Annotated in this window: 18 protein-coding genes and 1 tRNA gene; 8 read left to right on the top strand and 11 right to left on the bottom strand. The window is 55.3% G+C overall.

Going from position 1 to position 15434, the window contains the following annotated elements:
- Nucleotides 1–286: 286 nt before the first annotated feature.
- Nucleotides 287–1270: a relaxase/mobilization nuclease domain-containing protein gene (locus IPM58_12500; protein MBK9307873.1), complete on the bottom strand. Its 984-nt coding sequence runs from the start codon at nt 1268–1270 to the stop codon at nt 287–289.
- A complete protein-coding gene (locus IPM58_12495) occupies nt 1267–1818 on the bottom strand; it encodes a plasmid mobilization relaxosome protein MobC (GenBank protein ID MBK9307872.1) in 552 nt (183 codons plus the stop codon). The genes IPM58_12500 and IPM58_12495 overlap by 4 nt, the downstream gene beginning before the upstream one ends.
- 596 nt (nt 1819–2414) lie before the next feature.
- Between IPM58_12495 and IPM58_12490 the strand changes: the two genes are divergently transcribed.
- The gene (locus IPM58_12490; protein MBK9307871.1) at nt 2415–3014 is read left to right on the top strand and encodes a hypothetical protein; all 600 of its coding nucleotides are present in this window, start codon (nt 2415–2417) and stop codon (nt 3012–3014) included.
- A 73-nt stretch (nt 3015–3087) separates the two neighbouring features.
- On the opposite strand, the gene IPM58_12485 is transcribed toward IPM58_12490, so the two are convergent.
- The 4 genes from IPM58_12485 to IPM58_12470 form a co-directional block, all read right to left on the bottom strand.
- Nucleotides 3088–3513 carry a hypothetical protein gene (locus IPM58_12485; protein MBK9307870.1) on the bottom strand — a complete coding sequence of 142 codons (426 nt, stop codon included), beginning with the start codon at nt 3511–3513 and terminating at the stop codon, nt 3088–3090.
- 66 nt (nt 3514–3579) lie between these two features.
- Nucleotides 3580–3822 carry a hypothetical protein gene (locus tag IPM58_12480; GenBank protein MBK9307869.1) on the bottom strand — a complete coding sequence of 81 codons (243 nt, stop codon included), beginning with the start codon at nt 3820–3822 and terminating at the stop codon, nt 3580–3582.
- Nucleotides 3823–4318: 496 nt separating this feature from the next.
- The gene (locus IPM58_12475) at nt 4319–4888 is read right to left on the bottom strand and encodes a PIN domain-containing protein (GenBank protein MBK9307868.1); all 570 of its coding nucleotides are present in this window, start codon (nt 4886–4888) and stop codon (nt 4319–4321) included.
- A gap of 2 nt (nt 4889–4890) precedes the next feature.
- Nucleotides 4891–5349, bottom strand: a complete 459-nt coding sequence (locus IPM58_12470; protein MBK9307867.1) for a helix-turn-helix domain-containing protein — start codon at nt 5347–5349, stop codon at nt 4891–4893.
- Nucleotides 5350–5619: 270 nt separating this feature from the next.
- Between IPM58_12470 and IPM58_12465 the strand changes: the two genes are divergently transcribed.
- From IPM58_12465 to IPM58_12450, 4 genes are all read left to right on the top strand, one after another.
- Nucleotides 5620–5829, top strand: coding sequence for a helix-turn-helix domain-containing protein (locus IPM58_12465; protein MBK9307866.1), 210 nt, complete (start codon nt 5620–5622; stop codon nt 5827–5829).
- A complete protein-coding gene (locus tag IPM58_12460) occupies nt 5804–6913 on the top strand; it encodes a tyrosine-type recombinase/integrase (GenBank protein MBK9307865.1) in 1110 nt (369 codons plus the stop codon). The genes IPM58_12465 and IPM58_12460 overlap by 26 nt, the downstream gene beginning before the upstream one ends.
- 27 nt (nt 6914–6940) lie before the next feature.
- Nucleotides 6941–7017: transfer RNA gene (locus tag IPM58_12455), tRNA-Arg, on the top strand.
- Between the two features lie 374 nt (nt 7018–7391).
- Nucleotides 7392–7577: a hypothetical protein gene (locus tag IPM58_12450; protein ID MBK9307864.1), complete on the top strand. Its 186-nt coding sequence runs from the start codon at nt 7392–7394 to the stop codon at nt 7575–7577.
- 543 nt (nt 7578–8120) lie between these two features.
- Here the strand turns inward: IPM58_12450 and IPM58_12445 are convergent.
- On the bottom strand, nt 8121–8474 hold the full coding sequence (locus IPM58_12445; GenBank protein MBK9307863.1) for a hypothetical protein: 354 nt from the start codon (nt 8472–8474) through the stop codon (nt 8121–8123).
- Between the two features lie 230 nt (nt 8475–8704).
- Nucleotides 8705–9025 carry a hypothetical protein gene (locus IPM58_12440; GenBank protein ID MBK9307862.1) on the bottom strand — a complete coding sequence of 107 codons (321 nt, stop codon included), beginning with the start codon at nt 9023–9025 and terminating at the stop codon, nt 8705–8707.
- A gap of 73 nt (nt 9026–9098) precedes the next feature.
- On the opposite strand from IPM58_12440, the gene IPM58_12435 reads away from it, so the two are divergent.
- The 3 genes from IPM58_12435 to IPM58_12425 all read left to right on the top strand — a co-directional run bounded on the left by IPM58_12435 (nt 9099) and on the right by IPM58_12425 (nt 10467).
- Complete coding sequence (locus IPM58_12435) at nt 9099–9563, top strand: hypothetical protein (GenBank protein ID MBK9307861.1); 465 nt, start codon at nt 9099–9101, stop codon at nt 9561–9563.
- Nucleotides 9564–9730: 167 nt separating this feature from the next.
- The gene (locus IPM58_12430) at nt 9731–9985 is read left to right on the top strand and encodes an Lrp/AsnC ligand binding domain-containing protein (GenBank protein ID MBK9307860.1); all 255 of its coding nucleotides are present in this window, start codon (nt 9731–9733) and stop codon (nt 9983–9985) included.
- On the top strand, nt 9982–10467 hold the full coding sequence (locus IPM58_12425; GenBank protein MBK9307859.1) for a hypothetical protein: 486 nt from the start codon (nt 9982–9984) through the stop codon (nt 10465–10467). Before IPM58_12430 ends, IPM58_12425 begins: the two co-directional genes overlap by 4 nt.
- Here the strand turns inward: IPM58_12425 and IPM58_12420 are convergent, their stop codons facing one another.
- From IPM58_12420 to malQ, 3 genes are all read right to left on the bottom strand, one after another.
- The gene (locus tag IPM58_12420; GenBank protein ID MBK9307858.1) at nt 10468–11880 is read right to left on the bottom strand and encodes a sigma-54-dependent Fis family transcriptional regulator; all 1413 of its coding nucleotides are present in this window, start codon (nt 11878–11880) and stop codon (nt 10468–10470) included.
- Nucleotides 11880–13052, bottom strand: a complete 1173-nt coding sequence (locus IPM58_12415; protein MBK9307857.1) for a hypothetical protein — start codon at nt 13050–13052, stop codon at nt 11880–11882. The genes IPM58_12420 and IPM58_12415 overlap by 1 nt, the downstream gene beginning before the upstream one ends.
- Nucleotides 13053–13131: 79 nt before the next feature.
- A complete protein-coding gene (malQ, locus tag IPM58_12410; protein ID MBK9307856.1) occupies nt 13132–15420 on the bottom strand; it encodes a 4-alpha-glucanotransferase in 2289 nt (762 codons plus the stop codon).
- Nucleotides 15421–15434: the final 14 nt, after the last annotated feature.

The raw sequence follows: 15434 nt of genomic DNA, 5'->3' as shown, positions 1-15434 counted from the left end.
ATCTAGAAGACGCATCCAGAATCTCCGCTTTTTCACCGCCTCCGGTGTATGTGGGATATGTTGCCTCGCCCATTTGATAGAAAGTTCACAAGGAGAATAAGCTGTCTTCTTGCAAGACAGGTATTGGAGAGGCTAGCCCTTCAGATTCCAGCTGAGCAGCGGGCGAAGGCGAGATGACCGGCTTTTGTTTATATGACGTTGAGCTCGAGAACGATCCAGATAGCAGTCCGCTTTCGGAATGTTAAGGTACACGAGGCATGGATGTAGTGCTGGAGTCCCCAGCACCTTATGATGACCGGTCTCGCTCTGGCGAACGATCCTTCGAGACACCCCGCAACCGCTCACTCAAGTAGCGGACCAAATCTGCAGCCAGTTGCCGATCCTCTCCACGCTCTGACCGAGCTAAAGCTCTCATCACTTGCTCATAATTCCGCATAACTTCCTGAGCTTGTCCATTTCGACGCGTGGCGCGTTTCATCCGCTCCAGCACGCTCTCTCTCGTAGGTCCATCATACAAATGGCGCACTGTCCACCTTTCATGCGCGGTGCGATGAATACGGCTTGTGGTCGTGGCTTCAATCCCATGGTCGCGTAAAGCCTCCGCAAACCCCTCCCGCCATCGTTGCAAATCAGCCTTTCGCGGATTCAAGCGGACTCCATTGAGGCCCGCAGCTTTGACCGTCAAGTGGACGTGCGGGTGCGGAGATGGGGTCGGATCTGGGTCGGTCTCAAACGTATGGAGTACCATGGCGTATTGAAACCCTGAGAACTCCCGCTTCGCGAAGTCGCGGGCCGCCCGTTGCACCGACAACGGATCGGTCCGTGTCGGCATGGAGAGGACGAGATGAAAGGCATCGCGCATAGTGGAATTCATCGCGATCGGTATCCCGCCATCGCGCCATTCGGCTTTCAGATCGGCTACGGCGTCCTTCCCGAGAATTACCTGGCCGTCTTGATCCTCGATCTGGAGTTGACCATCACGCGAAATGTACGTGAGGTTGTTTGAGATACCCTTCATACCCTTCGGTGCCTTGACGAGTTTTACCACCACTTGTGGGGCACGGCGAACCATGGCCTGCAGTTTCTGCCTCACATAGGTCGCGCGTGCCTGCGGCGTGCTGAGCGGCCCGCCGGTCCTTACGGGTGTGAGAGAGCCAAGAGCATTGCGCTTACTTCTATGAGGCCGCGGTAGGGACTCCGTTGAGACATTGAAGAGCCGACTTCCCCACTCATCGAGCTTCTCGTCGATCTCGTTAGTTGGAGGGATCATTGAATGTGCCATCGCTCCACGGTCCCGCGTAAGACATCCGACACCTTCTTCGCATGGGCCTGGATCACTCGAGAAAGTTCGGTGACGATTTCACCCCGAAAGGCTGTTTTATTTTCAGGCGTAGTATTCAGGACTTTCGCAATCTGGTTCAGATTTCTTCCCAAGGCGAGGAGTTGTTGATTCGACCGGGCCAATGTTTCCAATTCTGGCTGGCCGACCTGCGGCTGCCCCGTTAACTTAGCGCGTACCATCGCCACCACCCATTTCGTCGGCACGTAGCCTTCGTGCTCGGCCATCCGTTTCAGCGCGGCAAGCTCTGAGGTCGTCAGGTTCAGTTCCATGCGAGCGGTGGCTCGTTCCCGCTTGGGCCTCATCCCCAGGCGAGGCGCAGGAGTCCACTTTGCTCTCCGATCCATTGCCTGCCGTAGCGCATTCCGCAACGCATGGCTCGGCGTGACGCCATGGACCTGACACCAGGCCTGCCAGGGTGCTTTGAGCTCACCCAAATCCACTGTAATTGTGGTGATCCGTTTGACCGTCTGTTTCATCAGCTCACCTGCACAGATACATAATCGAGGTGCCTGTCACCGTTCACCGAGCTGTGCCTGATTCCGGTCATCAGAAAAGAGTCTGAGCGCGGTGATCGACGGGTCAAAGAACATCGGGAAAGGAATAGAAGAGATGTAAGACAACTACGGGCTAAAGCCATATCCTGCAACCTCCTAAAACCGCCCTCTTTCACCCTTCTAAAAACGCCACCACCGAACCTGAATCAATGGTCAATCAAGCCTCTTTCAAGGCGGCCATACCGACATCGTCTCGCACCGCGTTGACCGGTTTCTTTACCCCAATGGAGGGGGAGTACCCTCTTGTTATACTGAAAAAGCTGCACACTCTTTGCTCTCGGAACAAGGCCTCAACCATGCGCACGACTTGGCCTAACACGATGAGATGCCTTCTGGCACTGTGTTTGGTGACTGGACTCATTGCTTGTGGCAGTTTGACCAACTGCTTCGATAGCGGGTTCGTGTCTGTCGCCTGTGGGGGCGGAGGCGAGTATGGCGAAAGTCACCCGTCTTCGATGCCGCAGCCCACGGGCTCATCAGCGGAAGGACGATGGACTGGCACGACTCACACCAGACGTATGGTCCGCGGACTGGTCCTCGATGATGGTTCATATTGGGTCTTCTATACGGCAAGGGACCAATCCACCATCCTGGCTGAACTGGTTCAGGGCACTGGAACCTCTCACTCCGGCTCCTTCGGTTCCTCGAACACTAGGGATTTCAATTTTGAAGGTGCGGGCATTCGCACTGCGACGATGAATGGCACCTATGTGCTGGCAAAGAGTTTTCGTGGAACAATCACTTACTTCAATGGCGACACAGAGAATTTTACGACTGCGTACGATGCGGAGTCTGAGTCGGCTCCCAAACTGAATCTAGTGGTCGGGAACTATGCTGGACTCCGGGCTGACCACCATACGGTCTCGGTTACCGTAGAGTCAGCCGGTACGGTTTCGGGTCACTTATCAGATGGATGCACCTTTGCTGGAACATTGTCTCCTCGTACAATGGGCAAGGTCTTTCATCACACCGTGACATTCGGTGGTGGCGCCTGTCCCTATGACACCGAGACGGTCGCCGGAGTGGCCTTTTACGATGCAGCCACACATCGGCTGTACAGTGCAGCCCTTAACAGTTCCAGGACCAGCAGCCTGGTTTTTATCGGAACCAAGCAGTAAGCCTCACTGGTTGAATATTCCGTTACGGCACATGATCTCATCACATTATGCCTCCTGAAATGCGTTGACGAGATCACAGCGACACAATTTCGCGAATTACGGTGTCCCGAAAGAATCCCTGATCTCTGTGCGTGGCAAACCAGATCTTGGTAAACTTCTTCAATTCCTGTTTTACTGTGGGAAACACGTGAGTGCGCCTACCCGCTTCGTTATACCGATAAACTTCTTGCGAGAGTCCCAGATAATCGTTCCTGAACGAAATGGGGTCGGCAGCCATATCATCTTGACAATTGTGAAACAAGAACCCCATAGCGGGATCGCGCATCAGATCGCCGTTCTGTTTACCATAATGACAGAGAGACACTAGTCGGTATCCCTCCTCACTGTATCCAATCTCCTCGACCGAGAGGGGCATGTAGTGAAACACCGTGATGCGGACGGCTTGGAGGCCGCCGCGCAACTGATCGAGACGCGTCGCAAATTCCTGATAACTGGTCATCGTCCTGTTTCCTTTCTTTGGGTACAGGAAGCCCCCGGCGCGAGGGCCGGAGGCTTCCCGCGACGATCAGCGATCCGACCGCTCAATGACCCAGAGTTTCGCCTGCTGGGCAACAGCCACGAGCGCGTCTAGATCCGCCAGGCCGAAGGATTCCGAATTCTTCCAGACTCCATCCTGGCTCTTGTACGAGCGGGCGACGGTCACGTTATAGAACGGGCCGTTCATGCCCTCGTTCTTCCAGATGGTCGCCTTGATGCGGCTGCATCGAAGGGTGGTGACCGGCTTGGATTTTTTGTCATGAGTTGCCATGTGTTGTCTCCTTTGGTTTGAGTTGATGTGTTGGCCTCTCACTAGGCGTGGAGGCCACACAGCGACGACAAAGGAGACAGAGAGGCTGCGGCATCTTGGCGAGCCGGCGGGCGCAATGCGGAGGAATGCCCGCGTAAGAGAGCTGCCTCAGAGGCGGCCCGCGGGCATGATCGACGCAGCCCGCTGGAGGAAAGCCAGAGCGAAGGCCGGATGCACACAGGCAACAATCCCCAAGCCGGTTCACACATACGGAGAGCACAGCACGATCAAAACATGGACTCGAGGCATATAGGTCCCTGTGTTCACCTAATGACCCACGCTCGCTCGCTTGTCGATGTGAATGGCGCATAACGGATCGGCCTCGAGTTTGACGCGGCTGTCGTCCAGCAGGCAACGCAACTAGGCGTCTTATGTTTGCTGAATCAAGCGGCAGGCTGAACGACTCTCGCGAGCTTGCCGGGGAAGCACGAACATTCCGATGCAAGAGAGGGGCAGATCAAAGACGAACGGCATAGGGACGAAGGGCCGCCACGAATTGTGTCAAGAACTGGCGTTCAAGCGTCTCGATGTATTCGACCGTGGTCTTGGGAGGATTTTTGAGCCTTGCCCGATGCGTTCTTGCAGCAGCGCAGACGATACTCGGTGCCAGATTGAAAAGGTGCAGTAGAAATTCATCGGGATGTTGGGGCGTGATGCCGTATTTCTGGAGTTCCTTATCGGGAAAGTCCGTGAGATTATAAGTGACGATGACGTCGGCCCTCCCGCGAATGGCTGCTGCCAGGACATGCCGATCATTCGAGTCTGGTAGGGTGAGGGACGGAATCAACTCCTCAAAATCCACGACGAGGCAGTCGCGAGCATGCTCGTCCATAAGGTCTCTCGTGCGCCGGAGCTGCGCGACGGTGAGATCTGATCGATGCTCAAGTACCGCCCGCATCCACTCGTCATGAATCTGCGAGGACCATTTGGCGCGAAACAGATCCGTTACAGCTAGTTCAAGGAGTAGATCTCGAAGAGGAGCTGGATACAGGACGCACGCATCGTAGAGCGCAGTGAAGGTGGCCACATTCAATAGCCCATCTTCAGCGCTTGCGAATCTTGAGTCAGTTGATCGAGGACACCACGACGGTCCGCATCGATCTGATGTTTGTAGCGCATGAGATCCGCGAAGAGAATGCGCCGGTGGGTGCCAACCTTGCGGTAGGGGATTTTCTGCTCGTCTAACAGATGCACGAGGAACGGACGCGACACATTTAACACATCAGCGGCCTCTTGCGTCGTGAGTTCGGCATGAACCGGAATCAGTGTGACAGCATTACCCGCCGACATTTCGTCAAGGATGGTGAATAGGAGTTGCACAGCCGAAGGAGGCAACAATAGACGCTCAGGCGTCTTCCGCTTCTGAATAATCTGAAAGTGGAGATCTATGAATGGGTCTGGATGCGATGCGAGCGCTTGTAGCGCTTTTTTCGCGAGCGCTGCATCCTCAGCGGTCGGCACAATTGGTTCTCTGGTCAAAGTTGTCATGGCTTCACTCCTCTCTCTTGCTAGGAAGTATAGCAGTCAATCGAAATAAACGCAATAAACGAAATATATGAAATGCTTAGGGGTCTCTGTTCACGCGGGCGTATCAGACATTGCAGTTCCTTCCTTTGAGCCGCCTCCCCTACCTTGTCGGTATGGTCAAAACTTCCGAACTCTCTCATAAGTGCCACTTCTAAAATTTGTATGAAGGTGTGTGTCGGCTCACTCGACCTCACTTGGTAGAGCATAAAGGAAAGGTCAGTCTAGAGCTCCATGAACCATCTTTTGACAATGGATGAAGCCGCGAAGTATTTAGGTATCTCAAAATTGACTCTGTACGGATGGGTCTCTACGAGAAAACTGGGTTACGTCAAAATTGGGCGCCTTGTGAAGTTTAAACAGACTCAGCTGGACGCATGGATCGATCAGCACACGATCACACCACGGAGAGAAAGCCATGGGACTAACCAAGCGGCGCGATAGTTACTATGTAGAGTTCCGTGTGATCGAAAGTGAGGACGGCAAATCGTGGAGCCTGGCAAGTGGCGTACCCGGTGCTAAAAAGAAGCGATGGAAAGTAGGGTGTCTGAATAAGACGGCCGCTCGCGAGATGGAAGCCGCGATCAAAACACGATTACTCCTGGGCCGCGAGAAAACCGAACAGGCCAAGCCCATCCTCTTCAAGGAATGGGCAACCGCTTACCTGGAGCTCGAATCAGTCAAGACGCTCCGCAGCTATCAAGATCGACTCGAAATCATGGAACGGCAGCTGATCCCTTACTTCGGTGGAAAGGTCTTAACGGAGATTAGGCCTCATGATGTCGAAGCCTTCCGAGCACAACGTACGAAGAAGGATGGAACAAAGCCCACCGTCCAGACTGTTAACAATGACCATGTTGTACTCAAACATTGTTTGAACGTGGCAATCAGAAGAGGACTCTTACAGGTCAACTCCGCTAGCAGAGTTCCACTTCCCGATCCACAGAATACCAGAGACAGGGTCTTGACTGAAGAAGAATGGAGCAAACTCTACGGTGTCGCAAAGGGACATCTAAAGCCTATCTTATTACTCGCCTATCAGTTGGGCCAGCGATTTGGTGAGATTATCGGACTGACATGGGACCGTGTTGATCTCAAGCGGGGTTTTATTAAACTCCGTAGTCAGGATACAAAGACTAAGAAGCCTCGCCAAGTCCCAATGACTCCGGACGTACGAGTGGCTCTTCAACGCCTATCGAAAATCCGTTCACTTTCCACACGTCATGTTTTCACGTTCAGAGGCAAACCCATCCAACGCATCAGCCGATCTTTTCGCACAACCTTGAAAGCTGCTGGAATTACAGACTTTAGGTTTCATGATCTTCGACATTGTGCATCTACCAATTTGCGACGAGCTGGAGTAGACACAGCAACCGCGATGAAAATCGTGGGTCATAAGTCTGAGAAGATGTGGAAGCGCTATAATGCGATTGAGGAACGCGATTTAGTTCAGGCAGCGCTGAAAGTCCAAAAATACCTTCAAGAGAACACGCCGGGAACACTTGACCCGAAGACCGAGAGTCTGTAGAAGTGTAAGTCATTGAAATTTGGCCTTGCCCCCGTAGCTCAGTTGGATAGAGCAGCGGTTTCCTAAACCGCGGGTCGTACGTTCAATTCGTATCGGGGGCACCAAACCAAGCTCGCTTGTCCCGCGCGCTTTTCATCGTCGAATCTTAACTGGGCGCGCGGATAAAACCCTTCAGTGTCTTTGTTATTTTTATACCGCACGTCGTGTGACCCGACGCCTCATCCGTCAAAACCGCTCTTCATTGCGGTGGTAGGTCAACCTCACCTGTCACCCTCGTCGTCCAACGCAACTTGCTCCGGCGGTTTCATCTACCCTACCCCATTCTTTGCTCGGTTCACGTTGTTGGCGATCCTCTATTCCATACCGTCCCATGTGTAGAGAGCTCTCGATGGAGTAGGCCCCTCTAGCCATTTCCCTTGGCGATTGCCTACAATCCCTACTCACCCACACAAGCACTATCAACCAAAGGGGGCCATGCATGAGGATGCGTTGGTTCAATTGGCTTGGATTACTCATGTTGATCGTCGGCGCCGCGATTTCGGAGGTGGTTTTTTTTGCCGCGTCGGTTGAGTTCGAGTCCTTATGGTATATCTCGATAGCCTACGTGGTCGTCGCGGCCATCCTATTTCTCTGGCCCAGTTCAGCACCTGAGAAGCCTACGTGACCGAACTCACCTGACGGAGCTTCATGCACCTCCCGGGGCCCAAAACGATGGGGATGACGGCATTGGCCGCGGGAATGTGCCTCCTCGGCTATATGGCAAGGAGCAGCTCCGACACCCCGCCGCCGATGACAGACGAGTTGCTCGCCGAGGTCATCCGGGACTGGCACAACCCATAACTCTTCTTCACAACCGTTCGCAGTACTGGCCGCGTTCCACTACGACACAGTCTTGGATAAGACCAGCCGGGCTGGTGTGGGAGAAGGATCCTCAAACAGAGACCATGACCGGCTTGTGCTTCGAGTTGACCATGCGATGGGAGTCTGACTCCGCTTCGTGACTCTAGCTCGAGGACCGGCTGACGCTGTCCCAAAGTCCCGCGCAATGAGGAACCTGAATCGCGTGTTCTTAAAAAAAGGACCGCTGCTTCAACAAGCCAGTACTTCGCGCCCATTACGATCACGCTTCCACTCACGAGTCGAGGCATGATGCCATCGCGCTCCTCGTCAAAACCCGTTGTTTTCTTGCCAGGTCCCTGACCCTCAGTTAGACTTTTTTCACATACCCATGGCTCGAGCGCGCGCGGCGGAACAACAACGATCCCGACCGAAAACATCTCCACTCGAAGAGATCACGCTTGGAATCACAAAATTCCAAGAGGTTGTCGCCACGATTCACGACATCAGCCAAGAGGGATTCCCCTATCGCGATGCCGCCCAAAGTAAAGCTGAGCTGCAATTTCGTGAGTGCCTGCGACAGACCTTCGGCGAACGTTCCCAAGAATTTCAAACACACCGGAATTTCAAAATTCGGACGGCGGACAAGGCCGACGTCGCTCGAAGCCTCGCAGTCATAACGGGTCTGATCCACACCCTTGAGGACCGGAAACTTGAGCTCCAAGGACTGAAGCCGGCACCCAAGCCTGACCTACCGCCTGAGGCGCCTCTCAACAACACCGCACGGATGGCGCTGGTCCCACCTACGCCACCTGTTCCCACGCAGGCCGCTCCGCCGGCCACATTCGCAACAGCCCTGCTCAAAGATGCAGGACCATCAAGTGCACCAGCCGCCCCGATATCTCATTCGCAACCAGCCGACCCAAACGCGTTTACGCCAACTCCGATACCGAATCACACCGCACCGATAGAGCCGGTATCGGCACCACCCCCCACGCCGACACCAGTCCCTCCGTCGACACCAACAACAATGCCGATTGCCCCTGTTGCCTCTTCGAGTATTACACCAACGTCCTCTCCGTTACCCGCACCGGCACCACCTCCGGCTGCCCAACCGACGCTCTCGATGCCCACCCCACCAGTGGAGGTGGCGTCGGCACCACCTGATCCCATACCGACACAACCAGTCTCAACGATGTCGTCCCAGCCGACTGTCACGGTACCAGCACCAAGTCCTCCGACACGCGCCGAGACCCATTTTTCTCTCGCGTCCACGCCTCAGGACCCATCGCCTGACAGAAGCTCGACTGGCCCAACCGGCCCACCCCCCCGTTCGATGGAACCCGAGGTGGACCAAGATCCGCTCCAGCTCGTGCGGAAAGTCTGTTTGCGCCTCCATTCCGTCGCCCGCCAACTACGCCTTCGCCGCGACTATCGGCCGACGCTTGAGATTGAGGACGATCATGACGTGCAGGACCTCTTGTGCGCATTGCTGAAGATGGAGTTCGACGAGGTGGCCACCGAGGAGTGGACCCCACCATATACCGAGGGTACGCCACGGACGATGCTCCTCATCAATAGGGATCAAATCGCGGTCGTCGCCAAGAAAACTCGATCTGGATTGAGCGCGAAGGAACTGGCCGATCAGGTCACAGCGGACTCTGCCTATTACCGAGCCCAGGGGCGAGGCTCAACCTTGTTTTGTTTCATGTACGACCCAGAAGGTCGCATCGGGAGCCCGAAGCGACTGGAGACCACCCTAACCAGCGTCAGCGAGCACTGCCGGGTCGAAGTGCTTGTTGCGCCAAAGTGAAGATCATGGCAAAATCAAACTTAAAAGCGGTCCCGCCTTCCACATTCCCTTCAAAACCCGGCAAAGCTAAACCTGTATTGACAGGCCAGACTGACTTTGCTATAAAGCAGCCCACTTCCGGGGCGATCCCGTATACGATTCACGGTCCGGCTCCCGGAGATTGTTCTATGTCGGATCGGGCTTATGTGCTGATTAATGTGCAGCCTGGGCAGACATCGGCAGTTGTTAATGCTCTCAAGGACATTAAAGAGATCAAAACGATCGATCCTTGTTGGGGTAAGCCTGATATTATCGCTATCGTAGACATTCCCGACCAGGACGCCCTGACCCAATTGGTTTTGAGCCGTATCCATCGTATAGATGGAGTGACGCAAACTGATACCCATCTCGTCTACCGTCTGAAGGAGGCCAGAACAAAATGATCCGAAAGGACTGTCTCGCCATTGTCGCCCTCACCGTATTTGCCTTTGGATGTAGCAGTGTTCAGCGCCCTGTCGAACCAGATGTCGTCGATGTGACGTTACCAGCCCCGGCGGATCAGGTCAGAGCTGCGGTCTCAAAAGTCCTCAAAGACGACAACTATGATGTAGAGTGGAAGGACGGTGCTCAGCTTGACACCGGCTACCGTGGCGAGCAGCCCAGCATTTGGGATTGGCTCGTGAGAGGTCGGTTTGGGGTTGTCAGGAGCCGTGCAGAAGCCTCCGTGACTCCAGAAACAGACCAGACCACCAGACTGCACCTCCAAGTGTCGTCGGAGGGTAAACAAACCATGTTCGACGGTTGGGGACCTACAGAACCACAGGTTCCTCAAAGCGCAGAAAACAAGCTTCGTCTCATCAAGAACGAGTTGAAAATCGTTCCGAGCACCTACACGACGGAGACGTTTTACGGGGCAAAGAACTAACTAGGTCGGTTCTTTCTCCTCTGTTCCTTCAGCCTCCTCTCCTAGATCGAGGCCAAAGCGTTCGGCCATTCGATAGAGGGTGCGTCTGTCTATTCCAAGTACTTTTGCCGCCTTCACCTTATTTTTATTTGTTTCTTTGAGTACGCGAATGAGGTGCCTCTTCTCTACTTCCTCCAGGGTCAGGGAGGCCTCATCGTGAGAACTGGTGGGAAGCCGCGTCTTGCTTTCTGTCAACGCTCCTTGCCGAATCCCTTTCGGCAAGTCTTCCGGCGTCAGGACGGGGCCATGACTCAACGACACAGCCCGCTCAATCACATTTTCAAGCTCTCGCACGTTGCCCGGCCACCGATAGTCGATCAAGAGTGCCATCGTTTCCGGTAGAACCCCACACACCGCATGTTCCATCCCCGCAGAACACTTCTGCAAAAAATGATGGACCAGCATTGGGATATCTTCCCGCCGTTCAACCAATGACGGCAGCGTAATGGGAACGACTTCCAACCGATAGAAGAGGTCATTCCTAAACTTTCCTTCTTTCACGAGCTGTTCAAGATCCCGGTTGGTTGCGGCAATGATGCGAACATCGACTCTGGTGGAGGTGGTGCCTCCGACTCGGCGAACTTCCTGGTCTTGCATCACCCGTAACAGCTTCACTTGCAACCCCTGGCCTAGCTCACCGATCTCGTCGAGAAAGAGCGTTCCTTCATTGGCCGACTCAAAGAGCCCAATCTTGGTTCCCACCGCCCCAGTGAAGGCACCTTTTTCATATCCGAACATCTCGGACTCCAAGAGTGTATCGGGCAATGCACCGCAATTGACGGGGATGAACGGCTTATCACGACGCGGGCCGTTCGTATGAATGGCCCGGGCGATGAGCTCTTTTCCGGTTCCGCTCTCTCCCTGCAAGAGAACTGTGCTCTTGCCGTTGGCCACACGCGCCACCAGCGTATAGACCTCTAACATCGCCGGACTGCTTCCCACTAACGAGGACCATTCCTCCTTGCTCTTCAACTCCTGTCGAAACCGCGCATTCTCTCGAAGAAGTCGACAGTGATCCAGTCCTCGTTTGACGACGAGCGTGATGTCCTCTTTTTTGAATGGTTTAGCCAGATAGTCATAGGCACCCTGCCTAATCGCCTCAATCGCACCTTCCAGTGAACCGAAGGCCGTCAACACCACAACCACGGTATTGGGGTTCGTGCGTTTGAATTCTCGTAGGACCGTCAGCCCATCCACGGCTCCCATACGAATATCGGTCAACACCAAATCAACCAGGCCTTGACGTCCACGCGCAATAACGGCCTCTCCACTGGAAAAAGCTTCCACGTGATGGCCTTCTTTCCTCAACGCCTCCGCCAAGAGCTCACGTGCAACCGCGTCGTCATCGGCTACCAGGATCGTCGCTGGTTGCATCATGCTCCCTCCGTCGAATGAGCCGGATCAGTTCGCTTCGCGGGTAACGTCATCGTCACAGTGGTCCCACAACCAACCTCGCTGGCCAGCTCCAGGCTCCCACCGTGAGCCACCACCGTCTCGCGGCTCAAGAATAGCCCCAAGCCGGTCCCCTTTCCAACTGCTTTGGTTGTAAAAAACGGCTCAAAGGCTTTTTCTGCGTCAACCTCCCGCATCCCGCATCCAGTATCCTGAACCGCAAGGACCAGCACCCATGGAGAGGCTTGATCGGCCACTCGTGCCCCACACTCTTGCTCCGCCGCAGTAGCCTCGCGATCGAAAGCGGAGATGATCACCGTTCCTCCTAGAGGGGTAGCGACTAATGCGTTCGTGAGGAGGTTCACTAAGACCTGGTGAATCTTTTCCTGATCGGCCCAGACCAGCGGCAAATCTTCAGGAATTGAAATGGTTAGTGTGATCTCCTTTGCATGAAACGCCGGATCCAGTAAGGCCGCCGCTGGGTTGACGACGTCCTCGACAGTGCACCACTGAGGGTCCGGTTGACGCTGCCGAGTGGACGACAGCAAGTCCTGGATGATCCTCACGACCCGCCCAAGTTGCTCGTCGATGATGGCGATCCGCCTCCTCATCTCCGGGGTCACTCCTGGCTCCTCTCCCAGTCCCTGGACATGCCACGCGATTGAGTGGAGCGGTGTGCCCACCTCATGAGCGACGGATGCGACCAGCTGTCCTACAGCGGCTAACCGCTCCGCCCTATTCAATTGATCTTTTGCCTGCACCAGCTGGGTATTAGCCTTGAGTAAGTTTTCGGTTTCCTTGGCTAAGGCCACGCGTGCCGCCTCCTCCCGTGCCTTCCGCTCTTCCCAGCTCATACCGAGATAGGCCACCAAGAGCAAGACGCCGACAACAACACTCCGATTGATCACCGCCGCTTGAAATCGTCCTGGCTTCGTCGGCTGCAGCAGCCCCGAATAGGTTCCAGCCACACAGGCCAACACGGTCACCAGCATGACGGTCCGACTGCGAAGGGTCGTGACTAACAAGATCGGGAACACATACCCATACGCGACGACGACATTGGCGGGGGAAAACTGTTCGATGACCAGGATAAGGAGAAAGGACGCAGCGGCAATCCCAAGTGCGATACGGTCACGATGCATCATGGTGATCATGACGTGACGCCGTTCCGCCGTCCGTCACAACGCCTCAGCCAGGAAAAGGAATCACGTGCAGAGTCGCCCACGGACATTCTCACACAGAAGGACGGGCTACATGCAATCGGGTCGCAACTTGCGTGAATCGAGAGTCTTGGATCAGCCTTTCAACGGACACGTCCAACTTCCGACACCAATTTGGATGCTGATCCAACGTGCCAGGAAGATTGGCTTGGGCACGGGCTCCGATAATGTCCTCAATGTTCGCCAACACGATCCAAGCGGGACTACGGGCCAAGTAGTGATGAACGGCCTCCATCAACTCGGTCGTCATCGTCGGAACGTGGCCTGGATCGTCTGAAACGCCGGGAGGCAGCAGTCCTTCTGACTTCAATGCTGCCAGGATACCGGCTTTCTCCCATTGCCGCCCAGACAGCATCGCGGTCCGAGCTTGCTCCGTAGGAAAGAGCCCGAGAGCGGATCGAGTCTCGATATCGACTCCTTCCCAATAACCACTGAGCGTCGCAAGATCATGGGTCGTGACGACGGCGAGGGCTTGAGCCGGATAATGAGACGGTGGCTTCCATGCTCCTGAATGGGTCCGTTCAAAGTACAAGACTCGATAGGACAGGACACCTGTCTTATCCAGACGCTCGCGCACCCAATCCGGAACCGTCCCTAGATCCTCACCGATCACCAGCGCCTTGGCCCGTACACTCTCCAACGCCAAGATCGCCAGAAGTTCTTCGTCCCGGTAATGCACATAGGTCCCCATCGAAGCAGGAAGACCACGCGGGATCCAAAACAGCCGAAAGAGTGCCATGACATGATCGAGCCGAATGGCGCCACCGTAGCGGAGGTTCTTACGGAGCAATTGGATGACGTATTGATACCCACTCGCACGAAGTTGAAGCGGATCGAGCGGGGGAAATCCCCAATTCTGTCCTTCCGGAGCGAATGCATCAGGGGGAGCTCCACAGTCGGCGTTCACTGCCAGCACATCCTGAAACCGCCATCCGTCGGCGCCGTAGCGATCGCTCCCCAAAGCCAGGTCGTGGTAGAACCCGATCGACATCCCCGCCTCGTGCGCCTGCCTCGCCAACGTCAGTAACTGCTCGGCTGCCAACCATTGAAGATACTGAAAAAATCGGACTCGCGGCATGTGTGTCCGTCGAAACTCCCGTACCGCTTCCGACGTCGGGATTCGGTAGGGCTCCGGCCAGTCCGCCCACGTCGCTGAAACGCCTTGCTCAGCTTGCCGCGACTCTTCCAATGCTTGAAACAACGCATAGGCAGTCAGCGATTCTCCCTCGCGCTCGGCAAATCGAGAGAAGGTCCACCCTCGCTCTGTCTTCGGTTGAAGCTCCGGCTCATCCCCCTCAAAATGTTCTTCGAGAAACGCGCCATAGCATCGTTCAAGGACTTCTCGCTTAATCGCACCCACCGCATCATACTCCACCAATGGGTTTCGCTTGGCCGCTTCAAGTCGAGCGCTGAACGACGGATCTGCCAGGCGAGCCTTGACCTCCGACGCGGTGTGATACTCCGCCACTTGCTCGACGTCGATATAGAGATCGTTCAAAAATAGCCGGCTTGATGGCGAATAGGGGCTGATGTGATACGGCGTGGTATTCTTCAGCGCATGGAGCGGGTTGAGCCCGATGACTGCCGCGCCCAACTGACGCCCAGCCCATTCCACGATAGTGGTAAGATCTCCAAAATCGCCGACCCCCCAATTGCGATCACTCCGTAGCGAATACAACTGCAGGGCAAGGCCCCACCACCGAGCGCCCTGCTCAAGCTCGGCAGGCACGTAACAGCGCTCGGGCGCTACGATGAAACGGCACGTTGCCTCAACCGTCGCGGCGCCTGCCTTGGCCCATGCCTTCACAGTGTGATACCCGATCGGCAGATCCGGTGGAACCCTCAGAGCCACGCGGACAAACCGACGGCCGTGGATCGCACGGGTCTCTTCAATATGAATTCCAGGCCCCTCTATTTCATCACGTAGCGTTGTTTCGGACTCGAGTTGGAGAGACCAGCGCACTTGCAGCCCCGCATCATCGTGATCCTCGCATGGGAGATGAAATGACCATGTCCCAGCCTTACATCCCACCCGAATCACATGGACCGGTTCACACCCTCGTACCCAGGGACCGTTGTCCCAGGCCGTCAGTTCCTCGATCAGCTCCTCCCGGGTCCCCACTCGAAGATCCATGGCGGTCAGAATCGCTCGGCGCGTGTCGTCCGTCGTCACATGGCAGGTGCCGGCAATGTCATAATACTCGCCGACAATCCCCGCCCGATCGGCCAACATGCGTAAGAGATCTGGTTCAGATTGATCGTACATGACGGGGAGTGTGAGTGAAGGACTAGGTGAAGTCAAGGTGTTGTCATGTT

Source organism: Nitrospira sp. (assembly GCA_016715825.1).
Lineage (GTDB): Bacteria > Nitrospirota > Nitrospiria > Nitrospirales > Nitrospiraceae > Nitrospira_D.
Note: the sequence above shows the minus strand (reverse complement) of the source record. Positions and strands in the feature narration are given on the sequence as shown.